The sequence below is a fragment of the Streptacidiphilus sp. ASG 303 genome, assembly GCF_020991365.1.
GTDB lineage: Bacteria > Actinomycetota > Actinomycetes > Streptomycetales > Streptomycetaceae > Peterkaempfera.
In genome coordinates, this window is sequence record NZ_JAJLRA010000015.1 from 120,811 (window position 1) to 145,853 (window position 25,043).

Here is a 25,043-nt window from a genome sequence, read left to right on the forward strand (position 1 = left end):
CGTGCGCCCGCCCCGCCCCGCTCACGTCCCCAGCTCCCGGTCCAGGAAGCCGCGCAGCCGCTCCAGGGCCGTCGCGGCGACCGCGAAGGTGACCAGGTCGCCGGGCTCGGCCACGGCGTCCCGCGAGGCCACCGCCGAACGGCCGCCCCGGGACACCTCCACCACCCGGATCTCCCCGTCGACCTCCAGCTCCGCCAGCCGCCGCCCGGCCAGCCACCCGGGCAGCCCCGACCGCACCAGCAGGGTCTCCCCGCCGCCGAAGCTGGCCTCCGGCTCCAGGTGCCGGTGGAGCAGCAGCCGGTGGAACTGCCGCACCGTCCAGTGCGTGCCGGCGACCACCGGGATGCCGAACTCCCGGTACAGGTCCGCGCGGGCCGGGTCGTGCGTGCGGGCCAGGACCAGCGGCACCCGGTACGTCTCCCGGGCCGTCCGCGCCGCGACCAGGTTGCCGCTGTCGCTGGTGGTCACCGCGGCGAACGCGTCCGCGTGCCCGATGCCCGCCTCCTCCAGCACCCGGCGGCTGAAGCCGCTCCCGGTGTGGAACCGGCCCGCCAGGTGCGCGGGCAGGGCCCGGCGCGCCCGCGGGTCGCGGTCGACGACCCGCACGTCGTGCCCGTCCGCGGCGAGCCGCACGGCCAGCTCCGAACCGACGTGCCCGCAGCCCATGACGACGATCCTCACGTCCCGCCTCCGTCCGGCAGCCCCTTCTCCGGCAACTCCTTGTCGGGCAGCCCCTTCTCCGGCAACTCCTTGTCGGGCAGCCCCTTCTCCGGCAACTCCTTGTCGGGCAGCCCCTTCTCCGGCAGCCCCTTGTCGGGCAGTCCTCTCCCCGGCAGCCCCTTCCCCGGCAGCCCTCCGCCCGCCGCCCCCGCCCCACGTCCCGGGGCGCGGTGCTCCGCCCCGCGCCCCGGGACCGACCGCGCCGCCCGCCGCCGCACCGCCCACTTGCGGCCCTCCTCCGCCACCAGCAGCAGCACCCCGAACGCCACCAGCACCGCCCAGTCGCCGGCCGTCAGCGGCGCCGTGCCGAAGACCGCCTGCAGCGGCGGCCAGTAGCTGATCGCCGCCATGAGCGACACGCCCAGCAGGCCCGCCGCCACCACCTTCCGGTTGGCCAGCAGCCCCACCCGGAACACGCTCTGCCGGTCGGTGCGCACCGCCAGCGCGTTGAAGAACTGGCTGACCACGATCGCCGCCTGCGACAGGGTGATCGCCGTCCGGTAGGCGGGCGTCTCCCGCGTGAAGTCCGCGTACGGGATGCCCGACGCGTGGATGTGCCAGAAGAACACCGTGCACACCCCGACCGACTGCACCGCCCCCAGGAAGAGGAACCGCCCCACCAGCGCCCGGGAGAAGAGCGGCTCGCGCGGGGAGCGCGGCGGCCGGTCCATGACGTCCGGCTCGGGCGGCTCGGTGCCCAGCGCCAGCGCGGGCAGCACGTCCGACCCCAGGTCGATCGCGAGGACCTGCACCGCCGTGATCGGCACCAGCGGGAAGCCGGCGAACGTCGCCGCCAGGATCGGCGCCAGCTCCCCGATGTTGTGGCTGAACAGGTAGACCAGGAACCGCCGGATGTTCAGGTACACCGAGCGGCCCAGCCGCACCGCGGCGGCGATGGAGGCGAACGAGTCGTCCAGCAGCACCATCACCGCCGCCTCGCGGGCCACGTCGGTGCCCGACGCGCCCATCGCCACCCCGATGTCGGCGTGCTTCAGGGCGGGCGCGTCGTTGGCGCCGTCCCCGGTCACCGCCACCACCTCGCCGCGCCGCTGGAACGCCGCCACCACCCGCATCTTGTGCTCCGGGCTCACCCGGCACAGCAGCAGCTCGCCCGGCCGGGCCAGCAGGCCCTCCAGGGCCGCGTCGTCCAGGGCGTCCAGCCGCTCCCCGGTCGCCACCTGCGGGGGGCCGCCCCGCACGATGCCCACGCGGCGGGCGATCGCCTCGGCCGTCAGCGGGTGGTCGCCGGTGACCATGACGATGCGGATCCCGGCGCGCCGGCACGCCCGGACGGCCTCGGCGACCTCCGGCCGCGGCGGGTCCAGCATGCCGACCAGGCCCAGCAGCACCAGCCCCGACTCCGCCTCGGCCGCGCCGGCCGGGACGGCGGCGGCGTCCCGCCGCGCCACCGCCAGCACCCGCAGCCCCCGCGAGGCCAGCGCGGCGTCGGCGGCCGCCACCGCCGCGCGCCGCTCCGCCGTCAGCGGCACCGGCGGCCCGCCGCCCTCCCCGGCCACCGCGGCGCACCGGTCGAGCAGTTGCTGCGGCGCGCCCTTCGCGCACACCGCCAGGCCGCCGCCGGGCGTGCGGTGGACGGTGCTCATCAGCTTGCGGGCCGAGTCGAAGGGGAACTCCGCCACCCTCGGCAGCGCCCCCTCCTCCGCCGCCCGGTCCAGCCCGGCCTTCGCGGCCGCGACCAGCAGCGCCCCCTCGGTCGTGTCGCCCAGCACCCGCCACCCCTCCCGGCCGGCGGGCGGCACCAGGCGGGCGTTGCTGCACAGCGCCGCCGTCCGCAGCAGCTCCCGCACCGCCCCCGGCCCGGACACCGCGCCCTCGGGCGCGTAGCCCACGCCCGTCACCGGGTACTCGGCCCCGCCGCACCACACGGCCGACACGGTCATCTCCGCGCTGGTCAGCGTCCCCGTCTTGTCCGTGCACACCACGGTCGTCGACCCCAGCGCCTCCACCGCCAGCAGCCGCTTGACCAGGGCCTGCCGCCGGGCCATCCGCCGCACGCCGAACGCCAGCGACACCGACAGGGTCGCGGGGAGCCCCTCCGGCACCAGCGCCACCATCACGCCCAGCGCGAAGACGAAGGCGGGCAGCAGCGGCTCCCCGGTCGGCACCCGCACCGCGAACAGCAGCGTCCCGATCAGCAGGGCCGCCACCGCCACCCGCCGGGCCATCACCCGCACCTGGCGCTGCAGCGGCGTCCGCGGCTGCGGCGCCTGCTCGGTCAGCGCGAAGATCCGCCCGAACTGCGTCGCCGCGCCCGTCGCGAAGACCACCGCCCGCGCCGAGCCCGCCGCCACCACCGTGCCCATGAAGACGCAGTTGCGGGAGCCCAGCAGCGGACCCGGCGACGGCTCCGCCGTCCGCCGCACCGCGGCCGACTCGCCGGTCAGCGCCGCGTTGCCCACCGCCGCCTCGTGCGCCTCCACCAGCCGGCAGTCGGCGGGCACCGCGTCGCCCGCCTCCAGCACCACCACGTCCCCCGGCACCAGGCCGCGGACCGGCAGCTCCCGCCGCTCGCCGCCGCGCAGCACCCGGCAGGCGTGCGGCACCATCGCCTGCAGGCTCTCCGCGGTGCGCTCCGCCGAGTACTCCTGGGCGAAGCCGATGGCGGCGTTCAGCACCACCACGCCCAGGATCGCCACCGCCAGCTGGAGCGTCCCCGGCTGCTGCGGCCGCTGGAGCGCGTACGCGAGGAAGGTGATCGCCGACGCCGTCAGCAGCATCACGGCGAACAGGTCGGTGAACTGCGCCGCGAAGCGCCGCCACACCGCCGGGCGGCGGGGCGGCGGCAGCTCGTTCGCGCCGCCGGACCGCAGGCGCGCCGCGGCCTCCTCCTCCGCCAGGCCGCGGGGCGAGGAGGCCAGCGCGGCGAACACCTCGCCCGCCGCCAGGTCCTGCACCGGCCGCCCCCGCCCCGGCCCGTCCTCCCGCCCCTCCGGCGCCGGCGGCTCCCCGGGCACGCGCGCCGGTCCGCCCGCACCCGGCGCGGGGCCGCCGCGGCCGCCGCCGCGGACGGCCCCGCCCCGGACCGGCACGTCGGCGGGCACGCCCATCGCGGCGGCTCAGACCGCCGTCAGGCGGTCGACCACGTCCACCACGCCGTCCACGTCCCGGACCTCCGCCAGCAGCCCGGGGATCAGCTCCCGCCCCACCTCGCCGCGGAGCGTCACCACCGCGTGGTCCACCGCCACGTCCACGCCCCCGGGCCCCACCGCCAGACCGTGCCCGGCGACCCTGGCCGCCGCCTCCCGGCGCAGCCCCCCGTCGTCCACCACCAGGCAGCGCAGCAGGTCGCCGCGGTGCACCATGCCGAGCAGCCGCCCCTGGTGGTCCGTCACCGGCAGCCGCTTGAGGCGCGACCGGGCCGCCGCCCGCGCCGCCTCCGCCACCGGGGTGTCGGGGTGCACGGCGACGGCCGGCGCGGTCATCAGCGCGCCCGCCGTCCCGGCGGCGGCCCTGCGCCGCAGCCGCCGCCCGCGCAGCGGGTGCAGCGGGCCCGCCGAGGGGCCGGCGCCCGCCGCCACCGCCAGCAGGTCCGACTCCGACACCACGCCCACCACCCGGCCGCCCGCGTCCACCACGGTGACCGCGCCGAGGTTCCCGTGCGCCAGGGTGCGCGCCACCTCCAGGAACGGCGCGTCCTCGGGCACGCCCGGCACCGGCCGCCGCATGATGTCCCGGACCCGCAGCTCGCGGTGGACCGTCCCCGGCTCCGCCGGCCGCACCGGCGCCGCGGCCCGGCCGGGTGCCGTCGTGCCGCCCGCGGTCGCGGCCGCGTGCAGGTACTGCAGCAGCATGTCGCCGCCGGAGGCCCCCCGGGTGCCGAACCTGCCCCGCACCAGCCCCGGGGCGGTCCGGCGGGCCTCGGCCTCCGCGGCCCGGTGTTCGCGCTCACTCATCACACAGCCTCCTCGGGAGGACGCACGGCCCCCCGGAACCCCCCGCCCCACCAGCATCCCCGCGGGCCGCCGCCGGGGGATGGGCCGGGCGTCCCCGGTCCGGGCCGTCCGGCCCTACCGGCGCGGCCGGGCCCCTCCCTAGCGTGGGAACGACGCACGCCCCTGCCCGGCAGGAGGAGCGCAGTGACGGGCTTCCGGGATCTCCTGGCACGCTTCCGGCCGGCCGCGGCCCCCGGACCGGCCGCACCTGAGGCCGTCCGCGCCGACCGCGCCGCCGCCCGCGCGGCCGAACTCGCCGCACCCCTCGCCCTCCTCGCCCCCGCCCGCGCCGAGGCGGACCGCATCCGCCGGGAGGCCGCCCGCGAGGCGGACCGGCGCCGCCGGGCCGCCGCCGACGAGGCCGCCCGCACCGTCGCCCGCGCCCGCGCCGCCGCCTCCCGCGTCCGGGCGGACACCGCAGCCGCCGCCCGCGCGGCGGCCGCCGAAGAGGCCCGGCGCCTGCTGGCCGGGGCCGGGCAGCACGCGGAGGAGCTGCGGCGCCGCGCCGCCCGGCGCGCCCCGGCCCTCGCCGACCGCCTGGCCGCCGAGGCCGCCGGGCGCCTCGACGCCCTCCGGGACCCGCCGTGACCGCCGCCTGGGCCGCCGGGGCCGCCCGGGCCCGCGCGGTCGCCTCCCGCCGGGCCGGAGCCCCCCTCGCCCGCACCCTCGCCGCGCAGCGCACCCTGCCCGACGCCCTGCGGCTCCTCGCCGCCACCCCGTACCGGCGCGGCCTCGACCCGCACGCCCCACCCGCCGCCGCCGAGCGGGCCCTGCACGCGACCCTGCTGTGGAACCTGCGGGTCCTCGCGGGCTGGCAGCCCCCGGCCGGGGCCGCGATGCTGCGCCTGCTGGCGTCCGGCTTCGAGATCGCCAACATCGAGGGCCACCTGCGGACGCTGACCGCCGCCGGGCCGCCCGGCACCCCCGCCCCCGGCCCCGCGGACGTCCCCGGCCCCCCGGGCGTCCGGCCGCCGACCGTCCCCGCGCCCGCCGGACCGCCGCGCGGCAGCCCGCCCGCCGCGCCCCCCGCCCCCGGCGCGCCGCCGCCGTACCGGCTCGGCGCCCTCGCCACCGCCTGGCCGCGCCTCGCCCGCACCCGCACCCCCGCCGGGCTCCGCGCCGCCCTCGCCGCCTCGCCCTGGGGCGACCCCGGCGGCGACACCCCGGCGGCGGTCGCGCTCTGGCTCCGCACCGACGCCGCCGTCCGCACCGCGGCGGCCGTCCCCGCCGCGGCGCCGTGGGCCGCCGGACGCCTCGCCCTGCTCACCGCCCGCGAGGTCCACCTGCACGGACGCCCCCTGCCGGAGCCCGCCGCCCGGCACGCCGCCGGGCTCCTCGGCCGCGCCGCGCCGCGCGCCGCCACCCTCGCCGACTGCCGCGGCCTGCTGCCGGGGCCGGCGCGCTGGGCCCTGGACGGCGTCGACGCGCCGGCCGGGCTGTGGCGCGCGGAGGCCCGCTGGTGGGCGCGGCTGGAGCGTGACGGCCTGGCCCTGCTGCGGACCCGCCGCCCCGGACCGCCCCCGGTCGTGGGCGCCGCCGCCGTCCTCGCCGCGGACGCGTGGCGGGTCCGGGCCGCCCTGCAGTGCGCGGCCCGCGGCGGCGTGCGGACGGATGCGGCGGGCGTCCCCGGCCTGCCGGGGGGCCGGGACGTCCTGGACGTCCTGGATGCCGTGGACGCCCCGGTCCGCCGGGGGGCTCCCGGACGGGCCGGCGCCACGGAGGCCCCCGGTGCGGCCGCCTGAACCGGCGGGGACGGCACCGGCCGCTCCCGCCCCGCCCGCGCCCACCGCCCCGGTCGCGCCCGTCCGCCCCGCATCCGCCGCAGCCCGCCCCGCGCCCTTCCGCACCGCACGACCGGGCCGCCGGACCCGCCCGCCAGACCCGGGCCGCCCCGCCCCGCCCCGTGCGCCGACCCGCCCGGCCCCGGCGGCCCACGTCCCGACCCCGGACGCGCTCCCGACCCCGACCCCGGCCCCGCCCGCCGGGGACGCCGGACGCCGGCCGGCGGCGGACGGGAGGCCGTGATGCCCTGGCCCGCCGCCCTCACCCCGGTGCGGATGCAGCGCGTCGCCGTCGTCGCCCCGCGCGCCGCCCTGCGCGGCACGCTGATCCGGCTCGCCGAGGCGGGCTGCGTCGAACTCGACCTCCCCAGCGCCGACGACCCGGACGCTCCCGGCCCCGGCCGCCCGGACGGCCACGGGCCGCCCGGCCCCGCCGCCCGCCTTCTGGAGCGGCTGCCCGCGCCCGCCGGGGCCCCGGCCCCGGCCGCCGTGCTCAGCGCGGAGCCGCCCGACCTCGACGCCCTGGAACGGCAGGGCCGCGCCGACCTGCTCGCCGGCGAGGCCCGCCTCGAGGAGGTGCTCGCCGCAGCCGTCGGCCGGGGCGCCGTCACCGCCCTCGCCGGGTGGTGCCCCGCCGCCGACGTCGCCGCCACCGCCGCCCGCCTCGCCCCGGCCGGCGCCGCCCTCGTCCGGCTGCCCGCTCCCCGCGGCGTCGAGCCCCCCACCCAGGACCGCGACACCGGCGCCGTCCACCGCTCCTGCGCCCCCCTGGTGCGCACCTACGGCACCGCCCCCTACGCCGACCTCGACCCCTCGCTGCCCGCGGGCGCCGCCTACGCGGTGATGTTCGGCGTCATGTTCGGCGACGCCGGGCACGGCGCCCTGCTGCTGGCGGCGGCCCTGCTGCTGCGCCGGGGCCGCCCCCGCCGGCTCGCGCGGCTGCGCCCGCTGTGGCCCCTCGTCGCCGGCGCCGGCCTGGTGAGCGTGCTCGCCGGCGCCGCGTACGGGGAGTTCTTCGGCCCGACCGGCGTCCTGCCCGTCCTGTGGCTGGACCCGCTGGCGGAGCCCGTCCGGCTGCTGGCCGCCGCCGTCGGCCTCGGCTGCGCCCTGCTGCTCCTGGCCCACGTCGGCGGGGCGGTGAACCGGTGGCGCGAGGGCGGGGCCGCCCGCGCCCTGTACGCGGTCTCCGGGGTCGCGGGCGGCCTGCTCCTCCTCGGACTCGCCGTGCTCGCCGCGGGCGTCCTGCTCCGCCTGCCCGCCCCTCTCGCCTGGGCCGGGGCCGCCACGGCCGCCGCCGGGGCGTGCCTCGCCGCGGCCGGGCTGTCCGCCGCCTCCGGCGGCGGACCGGGCGGGGCGGCGCAGACCGGCCTCCAGCTCTTCGAGGCGGTGCTGCGGACGGCCGCGAACACCGTCTCCTTCGCCCGGCTCGCCGCCTTCGGCCTCACCCACGCCGCGCTCGGCGCCGTCGTCTGGCACGCCGCCGCCGCGCAGGCCCGCGGCGGCCCGGCGGCCCTGCCCGCCGCCGTCCTGCTCCTCGTCCTCGGCAACGCGCTCGCCCTCGCCCTGGAGCTCCTGGTGGCGGGTGTGCAGGCGCTGCGGCTGGAGTTCCACGAGCTCTTCTCCCGGGTCTTCGAGGCCCAGGGCCGTCCGTTCCGCCCGTGGCGGCTGCCCGGGCAGCGCATGGAGGTGACACCGTGACCACCTGGCTCCTCGCCCTGCCGGTCCTCGTCCTGGCCTTCGCCGCCGTCCGGCTGCTGCTGCGGCGCCGCGGCCGCTCCGGGCTGCGGCTGGTCCTCGCCGCGGACGGACTGCTGCTCGCCGGCGGCCTGGCCCTCCTCGCCACCGCCCTCGGCGGCGGCACGGCGCACGCCGCGGCGTCCGCCGCCCAGGCGCAGCAGGCCCAGGGGCCGAACTCGGCCGCGCTGATCGGCGCCGCCGTCGCGGTCTCCGCCGCCTCGCTGGCCTCCGCCGCCGCCGTCTCCTACACCGGCGCCGCCGCGCTGGCCACCATGAGCGAGCGGCCCGAGCTCTTCGGCCGGGCGATGGTGGTGGTCGGCCTGGCCGAGGGCATCGCCGTCTACGGCCTGATCGTGGCGGTCATCCTGGTCGGGAAGGCCTGACGTGGGGACCGTGGCCGCCCTCGGCGAGGAGGCCCGGACGGCCGGGTTCGCCCTGGCCGGGGTGCGGGTGCTCGCCGCCGGGGACCCGGACGCCGTCCGTGCCGCCTGGCGGCGGCTGCCCCCCGGTACCGACCTCGTCCTGCTCACCCCGGCGGCCGCCGCCGCCCTGGGGCCGGACCTGGTGGAGGGCACCCGCCCCCTGGTGGCGGTGATGCCCCCGTGAGCGCCGCCGGACCGGCCGCGGCCCCCGCCGGACCGGCCGCCCCCGCCGCCGGGGCCGCCGCCCTGGAGCCCGTGCGCGCCGCCCTCCTCGCCGCCGCCCGCGCCGAGGCGGCCGCCGCGCTGGCCGCCGCCGAGGAGGACGCCGCCGCCCTGCTGCGCGCCGCCCGCGCCGAGGCGGCCGCCCTCCTGGCCGAGGCCCGGCGGCAGGGCGGCGCGGACGGCCGCGCCGAGCGCGCCGCCGCCCTCGGCCGCGCCCGGCGCGCCGCCCGCACCGCGGAGCTCGCCGCCCGCCGCGCCGCCTGGGAGGAGCTGCACCGCCTCACCGCGGCGCGGGTCCGGGCCCTGCCGGCCGCCGCCGACCCGGCCGTGCGCGCCGGCCTGGCCCGGTACGCCCGGCGGCTCCTCGGACCCGGCGCGGAGGTCGGCGAGGCCCCCTCCGGCGGCGTCGTCGCCCGCGCCCCCGGCCGCCGCGTCGACCTCGGCCTCGACGCCCTGGCCGCCCGCGTCCTGGCGGGCCTCGGCGCCGGTGCGGAGCAGCTGTGGGAGCCGTGAACGGCCCCCGGCCGCCGGGCGCGCCCGGTGCGTCCGCCGGCCCCGGGACCCCCGGCCGGGTCCTGCGGGTCGCCGGGCCGCTGGTCGAGACCACGTACCTCCCCGGCACCGCCATGCACGACCTGCTCGCCCTCGGCCCCTCCGGCCTGACCGGCGAGGTGGTGGCCCTGCGCGGCGACACGGCCGTGGTGCAGGCGTACGAGTACACCGGCGGACTGGCCCCCGGCGACCCGGTGCGGCCCGGCGGCGGCCCGCTCGCCGCGCCGCTCGGCCCCGGCCTGCTCGGCGGCGTCTTCGACGGCCTGCTGCGGCCCCTCGCCGGCGCCCCCGAACGGCTCGTCCCCGGCGCCGCCCCGGCCCCGGACCGGCGGCGCTGGCGGTTCCGCCCCCTGGCCGCCGAGGGCGACCGGGCGACCGGGGGCGGCGTCCTCGGCGAGGTCACCGGCCCGGTCGCCGGCCCGGACGGCGGCGCGGCGGGCCCCGGACCGGTGCCGCTGCCGGTCCTCGTGCCCCCGGGCTGCGGCGGGCCGGTGCGGCGCATCGCCCCCGAGGGCGCGTACCCGGCCGACGCCGTCCTCGCCGTCGTGGGCGGTGCCGAGGTGCCGATGACCGTGCGCTGGCCGGTCCGCCGCCCCCGCCCCGTCCGCGGGCGGACCGGCACCCGCGAGCCGCTGCGCACCGGGCAGCGCGTCCTCGACCTGCTCTTCCCCGTCGTCCGCGGCGGCACGGCGGCCGTCCCCGGCGGGTTCGGCACCGGCAAGACCGTGCTGCTCCAGCAGATCGCCAAGTGGTGCGACGCCGACGTGATCGTCCACGTCGGCTGCGGCGAGCGGGGCAACGAGATGGCCGACGTCATCGACGAGCTCGCCGCCCTGGAGGACCCCCGCACCGGCGGCCTCCTCGCGGACCGCACCGTCGTCCTCGCCACCACCTCCGACATGCCGATGATGGCCCGCGAGGCCGCCGTGCACACGGGCGCCACCGTCGCCGAGTACTTCCGCGACGCGGGCCTGGACGTGGTGCTCATCGCCGACTCCACCTCCCGGTGGGCCGAGGCGCTGCGCGAGTTCGCCTCCCGCAGCGGCGAACTGCCCGCCGAGGAGGGGTACCCGGCGGGCCTCGCCTCCCGCCTCGCCGCCTTCTACGAGCGGGCCGGGGCCGTCACCACCCTCGGCGGACGGCCCGGCTCGGTCACCGTGGTCGGCGCCGTCTCCCCGCCCGGCGGCGACACGGCCGAACCCGTCACCGCCCAGACCGAGCGCTTCGTCCGCTGCCTGTGGACCCTCGATCCCGACCTCGCCCACGCCCGCCACTACCCGGCGGTCTCCTGGTCCGGCTCGTTCTCCCGGGACGCCGCCGCGGTCGGGGCCGGGCAGGCCGCGGCCGGCGACCCGGACTGGGCCGGCCGCCGCGCCCGCACCGCCGCCCTGCTCGCCGGGGCGGACCGCCTGGCGGGCCTCGTCGACCTCGTCGGCGTCACCGCGCTGCCCGCCGCCGAGCGGATGACCGTGCTCGGCGGCCGCCTGCTGCGCGAGGCGGTGCTCCAGCAGAGCGCCCTCTCCCCGAACGACGCCCACTGCTCCGCCGCGAAGACCGCCGCCCTGGCCGAGGCCGTCCTCGCCGTCGCCGGCCGCTGCCGGGAGCTCGCCGCCGCCGGAACGCCGCCCGCCGACGTCGAGGAGGCGGACTTCGGCCCGCTGCTGCGCGCCCGCGAGGAGACCGGGCCCGACGACGCGTCAGGGGTGGCGGCGCGCCGCGACGCCGTGCTCGCGGCCCTGGCCGCCCTCGGCGGGGGCCCGCGGTGACCGGCCGGGACGACGGCCGGTACGACGGCCCCGGCGGCCGGGACGACGGCCGGTACGACGACCCGGGCGGCCGGGACGACGGCCGGGGGAGCGGCCCGGACGTCGGGGGGGACGACGGCCGGTGGGACGGCGGGGGGGACGACTGGGGCCGGGTCGCCCACACCTCCGTGGACGAGCTGCGCGGCCCCCTCGCCTTCGTCACCGGCGTCGAGGGCGTCGGCTGGGACGAGTCCGTCCGCATCGCCCTCCCCGGCGGGGAGCGGCGCCACGGCCTCGTCCTGGAGGTCGACCGCGGCCTGGCCGTGGTGCAGGTCATGGAGGGGACCGCGGGCATCGACCCCCGCCGTGTCCGGGTGTCCTTCGACGGCAGCCCGCTGCGCGTCCCCGTCGGCCCCGGCTGGCTCGGCCGCGTCTGCAACGGCCGCGGCGAGCCCGCCGACGGCGGCCCGCCGGTCCTCGGTGACACCACCGCCCCCGTCGCCGGCGCACCCCTCAACCCCGTCCGCCGCGAACCGCCCGCCGACCCCGTCCTCACCGGGGTCAGCGCCGTCGACGGCCTCACCACGCTCGTGCGCGGCCAGAAGCTCCCCGTCCTCTCCGCCGCCGGGCTCCCGCACCTCGAACTCGCCGCCGCCGTCGCCGCCCGCGCCACCGCCGGCGGCGACCCCTTCTGCGTCGTCCTCGCCGGCATGGGCCTCACCCACCCCGACGCCGCCCACCTGCGCGACGCCCTGGAGGAGCGCTCCGCCGCGGGCGAGCTCGTCCTCCTCCTCAACACCGCCGACGAGCCCGTCATCGAACGCATCCTCACCCCGCGCATCGCGCTCACCGTCGCCGAGCACCTCGCCTTCGAGGGCGGCCGCCACGTCCTCGTCGTCATGACCGACATGACCAGCTACGCCGAGGCGCTGCGCGAGGTCTCCGCCGCCCGCGGCGAGATCCCGGCGCGCCGCGCCTACCCGGGCTACCTCTACAGCGACCTCGCCTCCCTGTACGAGCGCTGCGGCCGCATCCGCGGACGGCCCGGCTCGGTCACCGTCCTGCCCGTCCTCACCATGCCCGCCGGCGACATCACCCACCCCGTGCCCGACCTCACCGGGTACATCACCGAGGGGCAGATCGTGCTCTCCCGTGAGGTGCACGCCCAGGGCGTCCGGCCGCCCGTCGACGCCCTCGCCTCGCTCTCCCGCCTCATGCGGCGCGGCGCCGGGCCCGGACGCACCCGCGACGACCACCTCCCCGTCGCCGCCCAGCTCCTCGCCGCCCTCGCCCGCACCCGGCAGGTCCGCGAACTCGCCGACCTCGTCGGCGAGGACGCCCTCGGACCGGCCGACCTGCGGCAGCTCGCCTTCGGCGAGGCGTTCCTGCACCGCTTCGTCGACCAGGGGCCCGACGAGGTCCGCACCCTCGACCAGACCCTCGACCGCGCCTGGGAGGTCCTGCACGCCCTGCCCCGCAGCCGCCTCGGCATGCTGCCCGCCGCCCTGCTCGACGTCCACGGCTTCCCGGCCGACCCCGGGTCCGCCGTGCCCGGTGCCGCCGCCCCCGACCCCGCGGCCCGCGCCGGGGGCGCCGGCCCCTCCGGCGTCCACCCCGGGCGTCCCGGCCCGCCCGCCCCCGCCGGAGGCCCCGGATGACCGCCCGCCGCCCCCCGCCCGGCCGCGCCGGACGGCTCGTCCTGCTCCGCACCCTGCGGACCGCCGAGCACGGCGCCGACCTCCTGGAGCAGAAGCTCCGCATCCTGCGCGCCGAGCACCGCCGCCTGCTCCGGGCCGAGGAGGAGGCCGCCGAGGACTGGCACCGGCTCCTGCGGGACGCCGAGACCTGGCTGCTGCGCGCCCTCGTCCTCGGCGGCCGCGGCGCCCTCGACGCCGCCTGCGACGGCGTCCCCCCGGCCGAGGCCCGCGTCCCCCGCACCACGACCCTCGGCGTGCCGCACCCCGCCGGCTGCGACTGCACCGCCCGGCCCCGGCCCGCGTCCGCCGCACCCCCGCGCAACGCCGCCCTGGCCCCCGCCGCCGACGCCCACCGCGCGGCCCTGCGCGCCGCCGGCCGGTACGCCGCCGCCCGCGCCGCCGCCCGCGCCGTCGGGGCCGAGGCCGACGCCACCCGGCGCCGGCTCCGTGCCCTGCGCCGCCGCCGCATCCCCGAGCTGCGCCGGGACCTCGCCCTGGCCGACCTGGCCCTGGAGCAGGCCGAGCACGAGGACGCCGTCCGCCGCCGCCGCGCCGCCGCCCGGTGGCCGCCTTCCGGGGCCGCGGCGCGCCGGGAGCCGTGGTGAGCGCGGCGGGCCGGCCGTACGGGCCGCACGGGAAGGTGCCCGCACGGCGCACCGCACCGGTCCCCCCGCCGCACCGGGCGTGGGGTGCGCCGCCGGTCGGCCGCGGCCGGCGCGGCTGCGGTCAGACGGGCGCCCCGACCCCGTTCGGCACCGGGCCGGGGACGGCCGCGGCGCCGGTGTCCCGCCGGGCCGAGGCCGCCGCCGCCTCCCGGGCCAGGAAGGAGCCCAGCTCGCCGATGGTGCTCATCAGCGGGGCGGGGAAGACGACGGTGCTGTTCTTGTCCACGGCGATCTCCACCAGGCTCTGCAGATTGCGGAGCTGGAGCGCGAGGGGGTGGGCCATCATCGTGTCCGACGCGTCGCCCAGCGCCGCGGCGGCCAGGGACTCGCCCTGAGCATTGATGATCTTTGCCCGCTTCTCCCGCTCGGCCTCGGCCTGGCGCGCCATCGCGCGCTTCATGCTGTCGGGCAGCTGGATGTCCTTGAGCTCGACCAGGGTGACCTCGACGCCCCACTCGGCGGTCGTCACGTCGAGGATCCCGCGGATGTCCAGGTTGATGCGGTCCGTGGCGGACAGGGTCTCGTCGAGCGTGTGCCGGCCGACGACCTTGCGCAGGGTGGTCTGGGCGATCTGGTTGATGGCCGCGTTCACGTTGTCGATCGCGACGACCGACTTCACGGCGTCCGCCACCCGGAAGTAGGCGACCGCGGAGACGTCCACGCTCACGTTGTCCCGCGTGATGATGCCCTGGGACTGGATCGGCATCGTGACGATCCGCAGCGACACCCGGTGCAGGACGTCGACGAACGGGATGATGATCCGCAGCCCCGGGGCGCGCTCCCCGGCCAGCCGGCCGAACCGGAACAGCACGCCCCGCTCGTACTGCTTGACGATCTTCACGGCCATGGCCAGGAACACCAGGACCAGCAGGACCACGACGACGAGAAGGAAGATCAGGACACCCATGGCGTTGCTCCTCGGGGTGAGGACCGCGTCGCCCCTGCCCGTGGTCCCGGGACATGTGCCGGCGGGGCGCCGGTGCGGCGTGCTCCCGCCGTTCGGCCCTCCCGCGGTCCCCTGCGGCGTCCGCACGCCCGCCTCCGCGGGCGCCGGGCGCTCCGTGGGCCGCGGGTCCTGCCGCTACGTCCACCCTCGCTCGGCGCGGGCCCGCGGGACAGGGCCGAACAGCCCCCGATCCCGCCCCGGCCGCCCACCCTCCCGCCGCGTCCTCCCGCCGCGCCCTCCCGCACGGCCGTGCGGCGCCGGGCGGCACACCGCGGCCGCGTACCGGCCCCCGGATGCGGGGACGCCCGCTGACCGGGAGCGCGCCCGCCCCGCCCGGGCCCCGCCCGGCCGTCCCTTCCGGGACGGCCCCGCCCGGGACGCCGCGCACGCCGCGGCGTCCCGGCACGCCGCTCACGGGCGGCGGCGCCGGTGCCGCGGGAGGCCGCCCCCGGCCCCCGGGAGCGGCGCCGGAAAAGGTGCGACAAGAACCGCAGGTGCGGGTTCGTCCGAATTCCTCGCCCTGTCCCTCCGGTTCTCCGCGGAATTCCCGCCGGGTACGGCAACGCGCCGCACGGTGCGGCAGAGCGGGACGCTCCGTGCGACGTCGCGGAAAATGACGGGAAATGGCGAGAAGGGACGGGAAAGCAGGAGCAGTTCACGGGCTTTCAAAAACCTTTAACCTCTCACGCCTTTGCCGTGGACGTGACATCCGTCACGCTGGCGCAACCGCTGGATCTCCACTCCCCAAGGAGAGTCACATGCACCTGCGCGCACGGCTGTTCGGCATAGGGACCGCGGCGCTGACGGCGATCCCGCTCGCCCTCCTCGGACCCGCCGCCACGGCCTCGAACGCCGCGACGCTGCCCGCCCAGGCGACCGCCCACTCCTGCGCCACCGCCCAGGCCGGTGCGGCCTCCTGCAACGCGATCGTCCGCACGGACATCGCGCCGCTGCGCAAGGCGTCACCGAACGCCACCCCCTCGGGCTACGGCCCCTCCAGCCTCCAGTCGGCCTACAACCTGCCCTCCTCCACGGCGGGCGCCGGCCGGACCGTGGCCATCGTCGACGCCTACGACGACCCCACCGCGGAGGCCGACCTCGGCGTCTACCGCAGCCAGTACGGGCTGCCCGCCTGCACCACCGCCAACGGCTGCTTCAAGAAGATCGACCAGAACGGCGGAACCCACTACCCCCGCACCAACGGCGGCTGGGCGCAGGAGATCTCGCTCGACATCGACATGGTCTCGGCGGTCTGCCCCAACTGCCACATCCTCCTGGTGGAGGCGAAGTCGGCCTCCTTCGCCGACCTGGGCGCCGCGGTGAACCGCGCGGCCGCGACCCCGGGCGTGGTGGCGATCAGCAACAGCTACAGCGGCTCCGACGCCGCGGACTCCAGCTACGGCGCCTACTACAACCACCCCGGCATCGCCCTGACCGCCAGCTCCGGCGACAGCGGCTACGGCGCCGGGTACCCCGCCTCCTCCCACTACGTGACCGCCGTCGGCGGCACCTCGCTCACGAGCGCCTCCAACGCCCGCGGCTGGACCGAGACCGCCTGGAGCGGCGCGGGCAGCGGCTGCTCCAGCTACAACGCCGCCCTCAGCGCCGCCGCCTCCTTCGGCACCGGCTGCTCCATGCGCGCCGAGGCCGACGTCTCCGCCGTCGCCGACCCCGCCACCGGCGTCGCGGTGTACGACAGCACGTCCTACCAGGGCCGCTCCGGCTGGCTGGTCTTCGGTGGCACCAGCGTCTCCTCCCCGGTGATCGCCTCGGTGTACGCGCTGGCCGGCAACACCTCCTCGATCGACAACAACTACCCCTACACCCACTCCTCCTCGCTGTGGGACGTCACCTCCGGGAGCAACGGCACCTGCCCGACCTCCCAGTGGTGCAACGCCCGCGCCGGCTGGGACGGCCCCACCGGCCTGGGCACCCCCAACGGCGTCGGCGCCTTCTGACGCCGACCGCTCCCGTCGGGCACCGCACCACCGCCGGGCCGGAGGGCGTCCGCCCTCCGGCCCGGCCCCGCGCTTCCCGCCCGGCCCCGCGATCGGCCCGGCGGGCCCCGCGATCGGCCCGGCGGGCGCTGCCGCGCGTCAGCGGACGACCACGGCCATGTCCCCGTACGTGGCGTAGCCCGCGCCGAAGGCGGCCTCACCCACCGAGTAGCGCCCGCGGGCCGGGTCGTTGACGGTCACCCGCCCGCCGGAGAAGCCGGTGACCACGACGGTGTGCTCGGCCGGGCCCGCGTAGGGCACGCGGCGGCCGTCGTACGCCGTGTAGGGGCGCGTCCGCACGCGGCGCCAGAGGTAGTCGACCCAGACCACGGCCGGATGGCCGCGGGAGACCTCGGTGCGGAGCCGTCCGAGGCCGACGCCCTGCCCGGCGGCGACGACGTCGAGCCCGAAGGAGCGGGCCGCCGCCGCCACGGGCGGGGCGTACACGCCGAAGCCGGTCCCCGCGAGCTCCGAGCCGTCCGGGTCGCCGACGAAGGCGCGGAACGGGTCCCCGGACAGCGGGCCGGACCGCCCGAACCGGGGGTGCGCCCGGTCCACCCCGATGCGGGCCAGGACCGCCCGGTCGCCGACGTGGTGCCCGCGCGCGGCCAGCACCATCCGCAGGGCGGCGGCCTCGCAGTCGTTGCGCAGCTGCTGGCGGTACCAGGGCACGGCGGCCCCGCCGCCCGCCGCGGCGGTCCCGGCGCCGGCCGGCAGCACCGCGCACGCCGCGGCGGCGGCGAGCATCCACGTCCGGGTTCTCCTCATCCGCGTCCTCCTCGTCACCTCCGACGACGCTACGAGCACAAAGAGGGCCGGGCACCCGCTGCGCACCCGCCCGGGTGTGCACGCGTTCGAGGGCCCTGCCGCCCGCCCCGACGCGGCGGCGGGACGCAGGCCTGCCCGCCGCCGCGTGGCGGACCGCGGCGGCCCGGGACGCAGGCCCGCCCGGCCCCGTGCCCCTGCCCGGGAGCGGGCCGCCGCCGACGCGGCCGGAGCCTCCTGCCGGCGGGGCGGTCCGGGCCCGCCGGGACGCCGTTCCTGCCGGAGGGGGGTGCCGGGGCTGCTCCGCGCCGGGCGGCGGCACGGGCGGGAAGGGCGAGGGTGTCGGCCGGGCGGGTGCGTCGGGGAGCGGTGCCCGGGCTGCCGCGTTAACGTCGGCGGAACGGCCGGGCGGCGGATGCAGGGGTTGACCAGTGGGCGTGGTGATCGGCGAGGTGATGCCGCTCGCGCTGGCGATCGCCCTGTCGCCGTTCCCCGTCGTCCCGGCGATCCTCCTGCTGTTCACCCCCCGTCCGAGGGCGACCGGTGCCGCCTTCCTGGCCGGCTGGGCGGCCGGGATCGCCGTGGCGGCGGGCGTGGCCGCCGTCCTGGCCTCCGTCGTCGAGCTGTACGAGGGGACGCCCACCTGGGCCGCCTGGACCAAGACGGCCCTCGGCCTGCTCCTGGTCGTCCTCGGTGCGCGGCAGTGGCGCGCCCGGGGCGGGAAGGAGACGCCGGCCTGGGTGCGGTCCCTCGCGGACACCACCCCTGCCCGGGCCCTGCGGCTGGGGCTGCTGCTGTCGGCGGCCAACCCGAAGGTCCTGCTCCTGGCGGCGGCAGGGGGGCTCACGATCGGCTCGGCCGACCTCACCCCTGCGGGGAGTGCCGCCGCCCTGGCCGTCCTCACCGCGGTCGCCGCCGCCACCGTCGCCCTCCCGCTGCTGCTCCACACCCTCGTCGGGGACCGCGTGCTCGGTCCGCTGGGTAGGGCGAAGGACTGGCTGGAGACCCACAACGCCGCCGTCACGGCGCTGGTCCTGGCGGTCGTCGGCGCCGTCCTGACCGCCGAGGGCCTCGCCGCGCTGTGACCGGACCGGGCGGGCGGACGGGTCCGCGGTGCGACGGCGGCGCCGGCCTCCTCGGCCGCCGGACGGGGTACGGGCCCCGTGACGAGGCGCCGGTCCGGCGATGAGTTCCGGGTGTGCGGGCGGTCTGCCCGGGTGACCGCACCACGCACCGGCACACCTCAAGGACGGCGGGATGACGGAGACGACCGGGATGACCGACCTCGGGCCTGCGGCCCTCCGGATGGCGGACCTGCTGGACGGCGTCGCCGACGGACAGCTCGCACGGCCGACACCGTGCGAGGAGTACACCCTCGGCGACCTGGCCGACCACGTCGGCGGGCTTGCCCTGGCCTTCACCGCCGCGGCCGCCAAGGACAGGGGGGAGGCCACCGCCCGCGGGGGCACGGGCGACGCCGCCCGGTTGGGGCCCGACTGGCGCACCCGCACCCGGGAGCGGCTCGCCGCCCTCGCCGAGGCGTGGCGGAGCCCGGCGGCCTGGGAGGGGACGACCCGGGTCGGCGGCGTCGACCTGCCCGGCGCGGTCGCGGGCAGGGTGGCCCTCGGCGAACTCGTCGTCCACGGCTGGGACGTCGCACGCGCGAGCGGGCAGCCGTTCGCCTGCGACCGGCCGGCCCTGGACGCGGCGCTGTGGTTCGTGTCGCAGTCCGCCGGACCGGGGCGGGAGGCCGGTCGGGCGGGGGTCTTCGGCCCGGCCGTCCCCGTCCCGCGGGACGCCCCGCCGCTCGACCGCCTGATCGCCCTCAGCGGGCGCGCCCCCTCCTGGAGCCCGCCGGAGTAGGGGGCCCCGGGGCGGCATCGTGCTCCTCCTGGCGTGCCTCACCGTCGCGGCCGGCACACCCCGCGCCGGGTGTCCCCCGGAAGGGCCCGACGGCGCGCGCGGGCGGGGCCGGACGGCCCGTCACGCCGGGTGGAGGCCGCCCAGGATGCGGGCGGTGATCCGGTCGCGGGTGCGGGCGGTGAGGGCCAGCAGCGCCGGGGAGGCCTCCGTGCCGGGCGGCACCGGGTCGTCGATGCGGCGGGCGTCCGGCGGCAGGGCGGCGAGGTCGGCCTCGAACGCCTCGCGGGACTCCCGGAGCGAGGGGTCCGGGGCGGTGCGGCGCCCGCCGGCCATCACCGTCTCCAGCAGCGGCACCCCGCCCGGGGGCGGCGGCTCGCCGCGCAGCGCCACCAGGTCGGGCCGGCCGGGGCGGCGGAACACCTGCTTGGCGCCGGGCGAGGTCACCTTCGCCGAGGACAGCTTCATCACCCCCCGGCCCTCCAGGGCGACCAGCTTGTACGCGCTGTCCAGAGAGGGCGCGTCCGCCGACACCCCGACCCGGGTGCCGACCGCGAAGACGTCGATCGGAGCGCCCGAGCGGACCAGCCGGTCCACCTCCCGCTCGTCCAGGCCGCCGCTGGCGGTGATGCCGACGTCCCGCAGGCCCGCCGCGTCCAGGATGCGGCGGGCGCGGAACGCCAGCGCCCCCAGGTCCCCGCTGTCCAGCCGCACCGCGCACCCGGGCGGCCGCTCCAGCTCCCGCAGGACCCGGGCGGCGGCCTCCGTGCCCTCCTCGGTGTCGTACGTGTCGACCAGGAACGTCACCGGGCCGGGGTGCGCGCGGGCGAAGGCCCGGAACGCCGCCTCCTCGTCGGGGAACGCCTCCACGAACGAGTGCGCCATCGTCCCCACGGCCCGCAGCCCGTACGCGGCGGCCGCGGCGACGTTGCTCGTCCCGGCGAAGCCCACCAGGGCGCCCAGCCGGGCCGCCTGGTCTCCCGCCTGCGGCCCGTGGGTGCGGCGCAGCGAGAAGTCCACCAGCGGACGGCCCGCCGCCGCGAGCACGCACCGCGCCGCCTTGGAGGCGACGGCCGTCTGGTGGCTGACCTGGTTCAGCAGGTACGTCTCCACCAGCTGCGCCTCCGGCAGCGGCGCGGTCACCTCCAGCAGCGGCTCGCCCGCGAACACCAGCCGCCCCTCGGGGACGGCCCGCACCTCCCCGGTGAAGCGCATCCCCAGCAGGCCGGCCAGGTCCGCCGCCGGGCGGCCCAGCAGCGCCGCGAACGCCGCCACGTCCTCCTCGTCCACCCGCATCCGCTCCAGGAAGTCCAGCACCCCGGGCAGGCCCGCGGCCACCAGGAAGCCGCGCTGCGGCGGCAGGCCGCGGACGAAGAGGCTGAAGACCGCCCGCCCGGTCATGCCCTCCCGCAGGTAGGCGTGGGCCATGGTCACCTCGTACAGGTCGGTGGTGCGTGCCTCGGACACCGTCGCCTCCTCGTCCCGGCGGGACCGCCGGATCGTCCTGCTGCCGGATCGTCCTGCTGCCGGGCCGCCCGGTCCCCGCGGCCGTCAGGCCGCGCGGGCGGCGAGCAGGTCCGCGCCGCGGGACAGGGTGGCCAGTTCCGGGTAGTCGTCCTCCTCGATCCGGCAGCCGGTGCGGTCGGAGAGGCGCTCGACGAGGTTCAGGAAGTCGAGCGAGTCCAGCTCCAGCGCGTCGCGCAGCGGGGTGTCGGGTCCGATCGTGTCGAGGTCGGCGTCGGGGACGATCTCGGTGAGCGCCTCCCGGACGGCGGCGAGGGCCTGGTCGCGGGTCACGTCTACAACTCCTCCGGTCGCTGCAGCAGGCGGTCGAGTGCGGTGAGGTAGCGGGCCCCGGTCGCCCCGTCGCTCGCCCGGTGGTCGGCGGAGAGGGTCGCCGTGACGACCGGGCGGACACCGAGCATGCCGTCGGCCGCCCAGGGCCGCTCCGCGACCCGGCCGAAGCCCACCAGGGCCACCTGGGGCGGGTGGATGACGCCGAGGACGGCCTCGACGCCCTGGTCGCCGAGGCTGGTCACGGTGAGGGTGGCGTCCGTGGTCTCGCTGCGGCGCAGCCGCCCGGTGCGGGTCCGGGCGGCCAGGTCGCGCAGGGCCGCCATGAGCTGGGGGACCGTCATGTCGGCGGCGCCGTGGATCGCCGGGGCGACCAGGCCGCCGCCGCGCAGCGCCACCGCGACGCCCAGGTGGACGTCGGGTGCGGGGACGAAGCGCCCGTCCGTCCAGAAGCCGTTGAGCCGCGGCACCTCGCGGGCTGCGAGCGCGGCGGCCTTGAGCAGCAGCGCGGCGGGGACCAGCCGCTCGCCGACCGGCAGTTCGCGGTTGCGGCGGCGCATCCAGGCCGTCGCTGCGGCGAGGTCGACGGTGGTGGAGAGGTAGTAGTGGGGGATCTCCCGCTTCGACCGGCTCATCAGGTCGCCGACGGCCTGCCGCATCGCCTCCTCGCGGGCGGCCGCGTCCTGCGCCGCGTGCGCCCTGCGGGCCGGGGCCTCCGGCCGGGGCCGTCCTGCCCCGGCCCGCCCGACCGGGAGCTGTCCCGCCGGGAGCTGTCCGGCTCCGGCCCCGCCGGGTGCGCCCGGACCGGCCGGTGCGCGCCGCTCCGGGCGTGCCTGCCGGGCGGCGGCGCGGCGCACGTCGGCGGCGCGTACGGCGCCGTCCTCGCCCGTGCCGCGGAGCCGGGCGGGGTCCACCCCCAGCTCCGCCGCCGTGCGCCGCGCCAGCGGCGTCACCCGGACGCGCGCGGCGGGTCCGGCCGGGGCTGCGGCACCGGCGGCGGCGGTCGGTGCCCCTGCCGCCGGGGGCGGGGGTGTCCGGGGTGCGGCAGCCCGGGCTCCGGTCCGTGCTCCGGCACGGGGCCCGGTCCGTGCTCCGGCGCGGGGCCCGGCGGCGGGCCGGACGGTGGTGCGGGCCGGGCCCTCCGGTGCCGGGGGCTCGGGAGGTGCGGGTTCCGGCGGGGGTTCCGGCGCGGCCCGGGGCGGGGGCGCCGGTACGGCCGCTCCGGGAGCGGCGCCGGTCCCCCCGCCCGGGGCGGGTCCGCCCGTCCCCGGGCCGTGTGCCGTCAGGTGCGCGACGTCGGCGCGGGTGACCCGCCCGCCGGGACCCGATCCGCGGACCTCCGCCAGGTCCAGGCCCGCCTGTTCGGCGAGGTGCCGCACCAGCGGCCCTGCCGGGGCCGCCCTCCCGCCCCCGGCCCGCTCCGCCTCCCGGCCGGCCCCTCCGCCCGCCCCCGTGCCTCCGGCGCCGCCCGCACCCGGGCTCGCGCCGATCACGGCCAGCGGCGTGCCGACCGCCACCGTCTCCCCGGCCGGCACCAGCAGCCGCTCCACCACCCCGCTCTCGAAGCACTCCACCTCGATCGCCGCCTTGGCGGTGTCCACCACCGCCACGAGGTCGCCGCGCCGCACCCGGTCGCCCGGCCCGACCAGCCACTCCGCGACCGTGCCCTCCGTCATGTCGGCGCCCAGCGCGGGCATCCGGAACTCACCCATCCCGCCCGACCGCCTCGCGCGCCGCCGCCGCGATCCCGGCGGCCTGCGGGAGCGCCGCCTCCTCCAGCTGCCGCGCGTACGGGACGGGCACCTCCGCGCCGCAGACCCGCCGCACCCGCGCGTCGAGGTCGTAGAAGGCCTGCTCGGCGATGCGGGCGGCGACCTCGGCGGAGAGCCCGCCGGTGCGCCAGCCCTCGTCCACGACCACGGCGCGGTGGGTGCGCCGCACCGAGCCGAGGACGGTCGCGTCGTCCAGCGGCCGCAGCGTGCGCAGGTCGACCACCTCCGCCTCGATGCCGTCGTCGGCCGAGAGCCGCTCGGCGGCCTCCAGCGCCTTGCCCAGCGAGCCGCCGTACGTGACGAGGGTGACGTCGGTCCCGGCGCGCCGCACGGCCGCGCTGTCCAGGTCCACCGGGCCGGCGTCGGGCGCCAGCGGACCGGAGGCGTTGTAGAGGGAGCCGTGCTCGAAGAGGACCACCGGGTCCGGGTCGGCGAGGGCGGGGGCGAGCATGTGCCGGGCGTCCTCCAGGGTGGCGGGGGCCAGCACCCGGATGCCGGGGATGTGCGCGTACCAGCCCTCCAGGCTGTGCGAGTGCTGCGCGGCGAGCTGCCGGCCGGCGCCCGTCGTCATCCGCAGCACCAGCGGCACGGCGAGCTGGCCGCCCGACATGTGGAGCAGCGCCGCCGCGTTGTTCACGACCTGGTCCAGGGCGAGGAGGCTGAAGTTGACCGTCATCACCTCGACGACCGGCCGCATCCCGGCGAGGGCGGCGCCGATGCCGGCGCCGACGAACGCCGACTCCGACAGCGGCGTGTCCCGCACCCGCTCCGGGCCGAACTCCTCGACCAGGCCGAGGCTCACGCCGAAGGCGCCGCCGTAGAGGCCCACGTCCTCGCCCATGAGGAAGACCCGTTCGTCCCCGGCCAGGGCCTCGCGCAGGCCCTCGCGCAGCGCCTCCCGGTACGTCGTCACGGGCGCCTCGGCCGGCCGGCCCGCGCCCGGCCGTCCCGCCGCCGTCCGGGCGGGCGCCGGCGGGCCGGTGCGGTCCGGGGCGGCCGCGGTCACGGCCCCTCCCGGGGCGGGCCGGTGACGAACCGCAGCAGGTCCTCCACCGGCTCCTCGCCGGCGGCCCGCGCCCGCTCCACGGCCCGGTCCAGCTCGGCGGCGACGTCCCGCTCCAGCGCGTCCAGGTCCTCGTCGCCGAAGCCGTCCTCCGCCCGCATGCGGTCGCCGAGGACCCGCAGCGGGTCCCGGGCCTTCCACCGCTCGATCTCGCTCCGCTCCCGGTACCGGTCGGGGTCGTACATCGAGTGCGCCCGGAACCGGTAGGTCCGCAGCTCCAGGAAGTGCGGCCCGCCGCCTGCCCGGACGGCCCCCGCCGCGCGCCGCGCCGCCTTCTCCACCGCCAGCACGTCCATGCCGTCGACCGGCCACGCCGCCATGCCGTAGGAGGCGGCCCGCAGCGCCAGGTCGGTGACGGCGTGCTCGCGGGCCAGCGGCGTGCCCATCGCGTACAGGTTGTTCTCGCAGGCCAGCACCAGCGGCAGGCCCCACAGCGCGGCGAGGTTCGCGGTCTCGTGGAACTCGCCCTCGGCCATGGCGCCGTCGCCGAAGAAGCAGCACGTCACCCGTTCGTCCCCGCGCATCCGGTCGGCCAGGGCCAGCCCCGCCGCCACCGGAAGGCCGCCCGCCACGATGGCGTGGCCGCCGTAGAAGCGCCGGGAGGCGTCGAACAGGTGCATGGAGCCGCCGCGTCCCCGGCTGCAGCCCGTCACCCGGCCCAGCATCTCGGCCATGACGGACTCGGCGGGGATGCCGCGGGCCAGGGCGTGGCCGTGCTCCCGGTAGGTGGAGACCACCGCGTCGTCGCTGGTCAGGGCCTCCAGCACGCCCACCGGCACGGCCTCCTCGCCGATGCAGAGGTGGACGAAGCCGCGGACCTCGCCCGCGCTGTACAGCTCGACGCAGCGCTCCTCGAAGCGCCGGACCAGCAGCATCCGCCGCAGCAGGTCCCGCCGGTGCGCCGCCCGGCCGCCGCCCCCGTCCGGGGCGGCCCGCTCCTGTACCGCCTGCTCCTGCACGGCCTGCTCCCGCTGCACGCCCTGCTCCCGCTGTACGGTCCGTCCCCGCGCCGCCCGCTCATGGACCTGCACGGCCTCGTCCCGCACCCCGGCGGCCCCCCGCACCCCGGCGGCGGCCGCAGCCGCCCGGCGCGGGCTCACGGCGCCGCCTCCCCGGACGGCGGGTGCGCGGACCCGGCGTCCCCCGCAGGCACCGCTCCCCCCGCAGCGCCCGTGCTCCCCGCGCCTCCCGCGCCTCCCGCACTCCCCGCACCCGTCCCGTCCTCCGCCCCCCGCGCCTCCGGCGCCCCCCGCGCCTCCGGCGCCCCCCGCGCCTCCGGCGCCCCCCGCGCCTCCGGCGCCCCCCGCGCCTCCGGCGCCCCCCGCGCCTCCGGCGCCCCCCGCGCCTCCGGC

The 25,043-nt window shown here is 79.6% G+C and carries 22 protein-coding genes; 12 read left to right on the forward strand and 10 right to left on the reverse strand.

Annotated features, from left to right (window positions below):
• Positions 1–21: 21 nt before the first annotated feature.
• The 3 genes from LO771_RS19455 to LO771_RS19465 all read right to left on the reverse strand — a co-directional run bounded on the left by LO771_RS19455 (position 22) and on the right by LO771_RS19465 (position 4,634).
• Complete coding sequence (locus LO771_RS19455; protein ID WP_230654206.1) at positions 22–681, reverse strand: TrkA family potassium uptake protein; 660 nt, start codon at positions 679–681, stop codon at positions 22–24.
• The gene (locus LO771_RS19460; RefSeq protein ID WP_230654207.1) at positions 678–3,635 is read right to left on the reverse strand and encodes a cation-transporting P-type ATPase; all 2,958 of its coding nucleotides are present in this window, start codon (positions 3,633–3,635) and stop codon (positions 678–680) included. Before LO771_RS19460 ends, LO771_RS19455 begins: the two co-directional genes overlap by 4 nt.
• Before the next feature lie 162 nt (positions 3,636–3,797).
• On the reverse strand, positions 3,798–4,634 hold the full coding sequence (locus LO771_RS19465) for an HPP family protein (protein WP_230654209.1): 837 nt from the start codon (positions 4,632–4,634) through the stop codon (positions 3,798–3,800).
• A gap of 183 nt (positions 4,635–4,817) precedes the next feature.
• Between LO771_RS19465 and LO771_RS19470 the strand changes: the two genes are divergently transcribed.
• The 9 genes from LO771_RS19470 (at position 4,818) to LO771_RS19515 (ending at position 13,434) form a co-directional block, all read left to right on the forward strand.
• A complete protein-coding gene (locus LO771_RS19470) occupies positions 4,818–5,261 on the forward strand; it encodes a hypothetical protein (RefSeq protein ID WP_230654211.1) in 444 nt (147 codons plus the stop codon).
• Positions 5,258–6,415, forward strand: coding sequence for a V-type ATPase subunit (locus LO771_RS19475; RefSeq protein ID WP_230654212.1), 1,158 nt, complete (start codon positions 5,258–5,260; stop codon positions 6,413–6,415). The genes LO771_RS19470 and LO771_RS19475 overlap by 4 nt, the downstream gene beginning before the upstream one ends.
• A 282-nt stretch (positions 6,416–6,697) precedes the next feature.
• Positions 6,698–8,152: a V-type ATPase 116kDa subunit family protein gene (locus tag LO771_RS30780; RefSeq protein WP_255744562.1), complete on the forward strand. Its 1,455-nt coding sequence runs from the start codon at positions 6,698–6,700 to the stop codon at positions 8,150–8,152.
• Positions 8,149–8,574 (forward strand): ATP synthase subunit C, encoded by a 426-nt coding sequence (locus LO771_RS19490; protein WP_230654214.1) that lies wholly within the window; start codon positions 8,149–8,151, stop codon positions 8,572–8,574. Before LO771_RS30780 ends, LO771_RS19490 begins: the two co-directional genes overlap by 4 nt.
• Before the next feature lies 1 nt (position 8,575).
• Positions 8,576–8,797: a hypothetical protein gene (locus LO771_RS19495; protein ID WP_230654216.1), complete on the forward strand. Its 222-nt coding sequence runs from the start codon at positions 8,576–8,578 to the stop codon at positions 8,795–8,797.
• Entirely contained in the window at positions 8,794–9,348 is a 555-nt protein-coding gene (locus tag LO771_RS19500) for a hypothetical protein (protein WP_230654218.1), read from the forward strand. The genes LO771_RS19495 and LO771_RS19500 overlap by 4 nt, the downstream gene beginning before the upstream one ends.
• A complete protein-coding gene (locus LO771_RS19505) occupies positions 9,336–11,153 on the forward strand; it encodes a V-type ATP synthase subunit A (RefSeq protein ID WP_230654220.1) in 1,818 nt (605 codons plus the stop codon). Before LO771_RS19500 ends, LO771_RS19505 begins: the two co-directional genes overlap by 13 nt.
• The gene (locus LO771_RS19510; protein WP_308188948.1) at positions 11,150–12,790 is read left to right on the forward strand and encodes a V-type ATP synthase subunit B; all 1,641 of its coding nucleotides are present in this window, start codon (positions 11,150–11,152) and stop codon (positions 12,788–12,790) included. The genes LO771_RS19505 and LO771_RS19510 overlap by 4 nt, the downstream gene beginning before the upstream one ends.
• A complete protein-coding gene (locus LO771_RS19515; protein ID WP_230654222.1) occupies positions 12,787–13,434 on the forward strand; it encodes a V-type ATP synthase subunit D in 648 nt (215 codons plus the stop codon). Before LO771_RS19510 ends, LO771_RS19515 begins: the two co-directional genes overlap by 4 nt.
• A 121-nt stretch (positions 13,435–13,555) precedes the next feature.
• Here the strand turns inward: LO771_RS19515 and LO771_RS19520 are convergent, their stop codons facing one another.
• On the reverse strand, positions 13,556–14,401 hold the full coding sequence (locus LO771_RS19520) for a slipin family protein (RefSeq protein WP_230654224.1): 846 nt from the start codon (positions 14,399–14,401) through the stop codon (positions 13,556–13,558).
• Positions 14,402–15,198: 797 nt separating this feature from the next.
• Between LO771_RS19520 and LO771_RS19525 the strand changes: the two genes are divergently transcribed.
• Positions 15,199–16,398, forward strand: coding sequence for a S53 family peptidase (locus LO771_RS19525; RefSeq protein ID WP_230654226.1), 1,200 nt, complete (start codon positions 15,199–15,201; stop codon positions 16,396–16,398).
• Positions 16,399–16,536: 138 nt separating this feature from the next.
• Here LO771_RS19525 and LO771_RS19530 read toward each other — a convergent pair whose 3' ends face one another.
• A complete protein-coding gene (locus LO771_RS19530) occupies positions 16,537–17,205 on the reverse strand; it encodes a C39 family peptidase (RefSeq protein WP_230654227.1) in 669 nt (222 codons plus the stop codon).
• 428 nt (positions 17,206–17,633) lie between these two features.
• Here LO771_RS19530 and LO771_RS19535 point away from each other — a divergent pair, with 428 nt between their 5' ends.
• Both LO771_RS19535 and LO771_RS19540 read left to right on the forward strand, forming a co-directional pair.
• Positions 17,634–18,287: a GAP family protein gene (locus LO771_RS19535; protein WP_230654229.1), complete on the forward strand. Its 654-nt coding sequence runs from the start codon at positions 17,634–17,636 to the stop codon at positions 18,285–18,287.
• A 172-nt stretch (positions 18,288–18,459) separates the two neighbouring features.
• Positions 18,460–19,065 carry a TIGR03086 family metal-binding protein gene (locus LO771_RS19540; RefSeq protein WP_230654231.1) on the forward strand — a complete coding sequence of 202 codons (606 nt, stop codon included), beginning with the start codon at positions 18,460–18,462 and terminating at the stop codon, positions 19,063–19,065.
• A 120-nt stretch (positions 19,066–19,185) separates the two neighbouring features.
• Here LO771_RS19540 and LO771_RS19545 read toward each other — a convergent pair whose 3' ends face one another.
• The 5 genes from LO771_RS19545 to pdhA form a co-directional block, all read right to left on the reverse strand.
• On the reverse strand, positions 19,186–20,529 hold the full coding sequence (locus tag LO771_RS19545; protein ID WP_230654233.1) for a nicotinate phosphoribosyltransferase: 1,344 nt from the start codon (positions 20,527–20,529) through the stop codon (positions 19,186–19,188).
• A gap of 84 nt (positions 20,530–20,613) precedes the next feature.
• A complete protein-coding gene (locus LO771_RS19550; protein WP_230654235.1) occupies positions 20,614–20,859 on the reverse strand; it encodes an acyl carrier protein in 246 nt (81 codons plus the stop codon).
• A gap of 2 nt (positions 20,860–20,861) precedes the next feature.
• Complete coding sequence (locus LO771_RS19555; protein WP_230654237.1) at positions 20,862–22,568, reverse strand: dihydrolipoamide acetyltransferase family protein; 1,707 nt, start codon at positions 22,566–22,568, stop codon at positions 20,862–20,864.
• Positions 22,561–23,541, reverse strand: a complete 981-nt coding sequence (locus LO771_RS19560) for an alpha-ketoacid dehydrogenase subunit beta (protein WP_230654239.1) — start codon at positions 23,539–23,541, stop codon at positions 22,561–22,563. Before LO771_RS19560 ends, LO771_RS19555 begins: the two co-directional genes overlap by 8 nt.
• A gap of 89 nt (positions 23,542–23,630) precedes the next feature.
• Positions 23,631–24,566, reverse strand: a complete 936-nt coding sequence (pdhA, locus tag LO771_RS19565; protein ID WP_230654270.1) for a pyruvate dehydrogenase (acetyl-transferring) E1 component subunit alpha — start codon at positions 24,564–24,566, stop codon at positions 23,631–23,633.
• Between the last annotated feature and the right edge of the window lie 477 nt (positions 24,567–25,043).

Bases quoted from the DNA above. Each gene is read 5' to 3' on its own strand.
- LO771_RS19540 (WP_230654231.1), top strand. From the start codon at position 18,460: ATGACGGAGACGACCGGGATGACCGACCTCGGGCCTGCGGCCCTCCGG.
- LO771_RS19525 (WP_230654226.1), top strand. From the start codon at position 15,199: ATGCACCTGCGCGCACGGCTGTTCGGCATAGGGACCGCGGCGCTGACG.
- LO771_RS19520 (WP_230654224.1), bottom strand. From the start codon at position 14,401: ATGGGTGTCCTGATCTTCCTTCTCGTCGTCGTGGTCCTGCTGGTCCTG.
- LO771_RS30780 (WP_255744562.1), top strand. From the start codon at position 6,698: ATGCCCTGGCCCGCCGCCCTCACCCCGGTGCGGATGCAGCGCGTCGCC.
- LO771_RS19465 (WP_230654209.1), bottom strand. From the start codon at position 4,634: ATGAGTGAGCGCGAACACCGGGCCGCGGAGGCCGAGGCCCGCCGGACC.
- LO771_RS19515 (WP_230654222.1), top strand. From the start codon at position 12,787: ATGACCGCCCGCCGCCCCCCGCCCGGCCGCGCCGGACGGCTCGTCCTG.
- LO771_RS19530 (WP_230654227.1), bottom strand. From the start codon at position 17,205: ATGAGGAGAACCCGGACGTGGATGCTCGCCGCCGCCGCGGCGTGCGCG.
- LO771_RS19555 (WP_230654237.1), bottom strand. From the start codon at position 22,568: ATGGGTGAGTTCCGGATGCCCGCGCTGGGCGCCGACATGACGGAGGGC.
- pdhA (WP_230654270.1), bottom strand. From the start codon at position 24,566: ATGCTGCTGGTCCGGCGCTTCGAGGAGCGCTGCGTCGAGCTGTACAGC.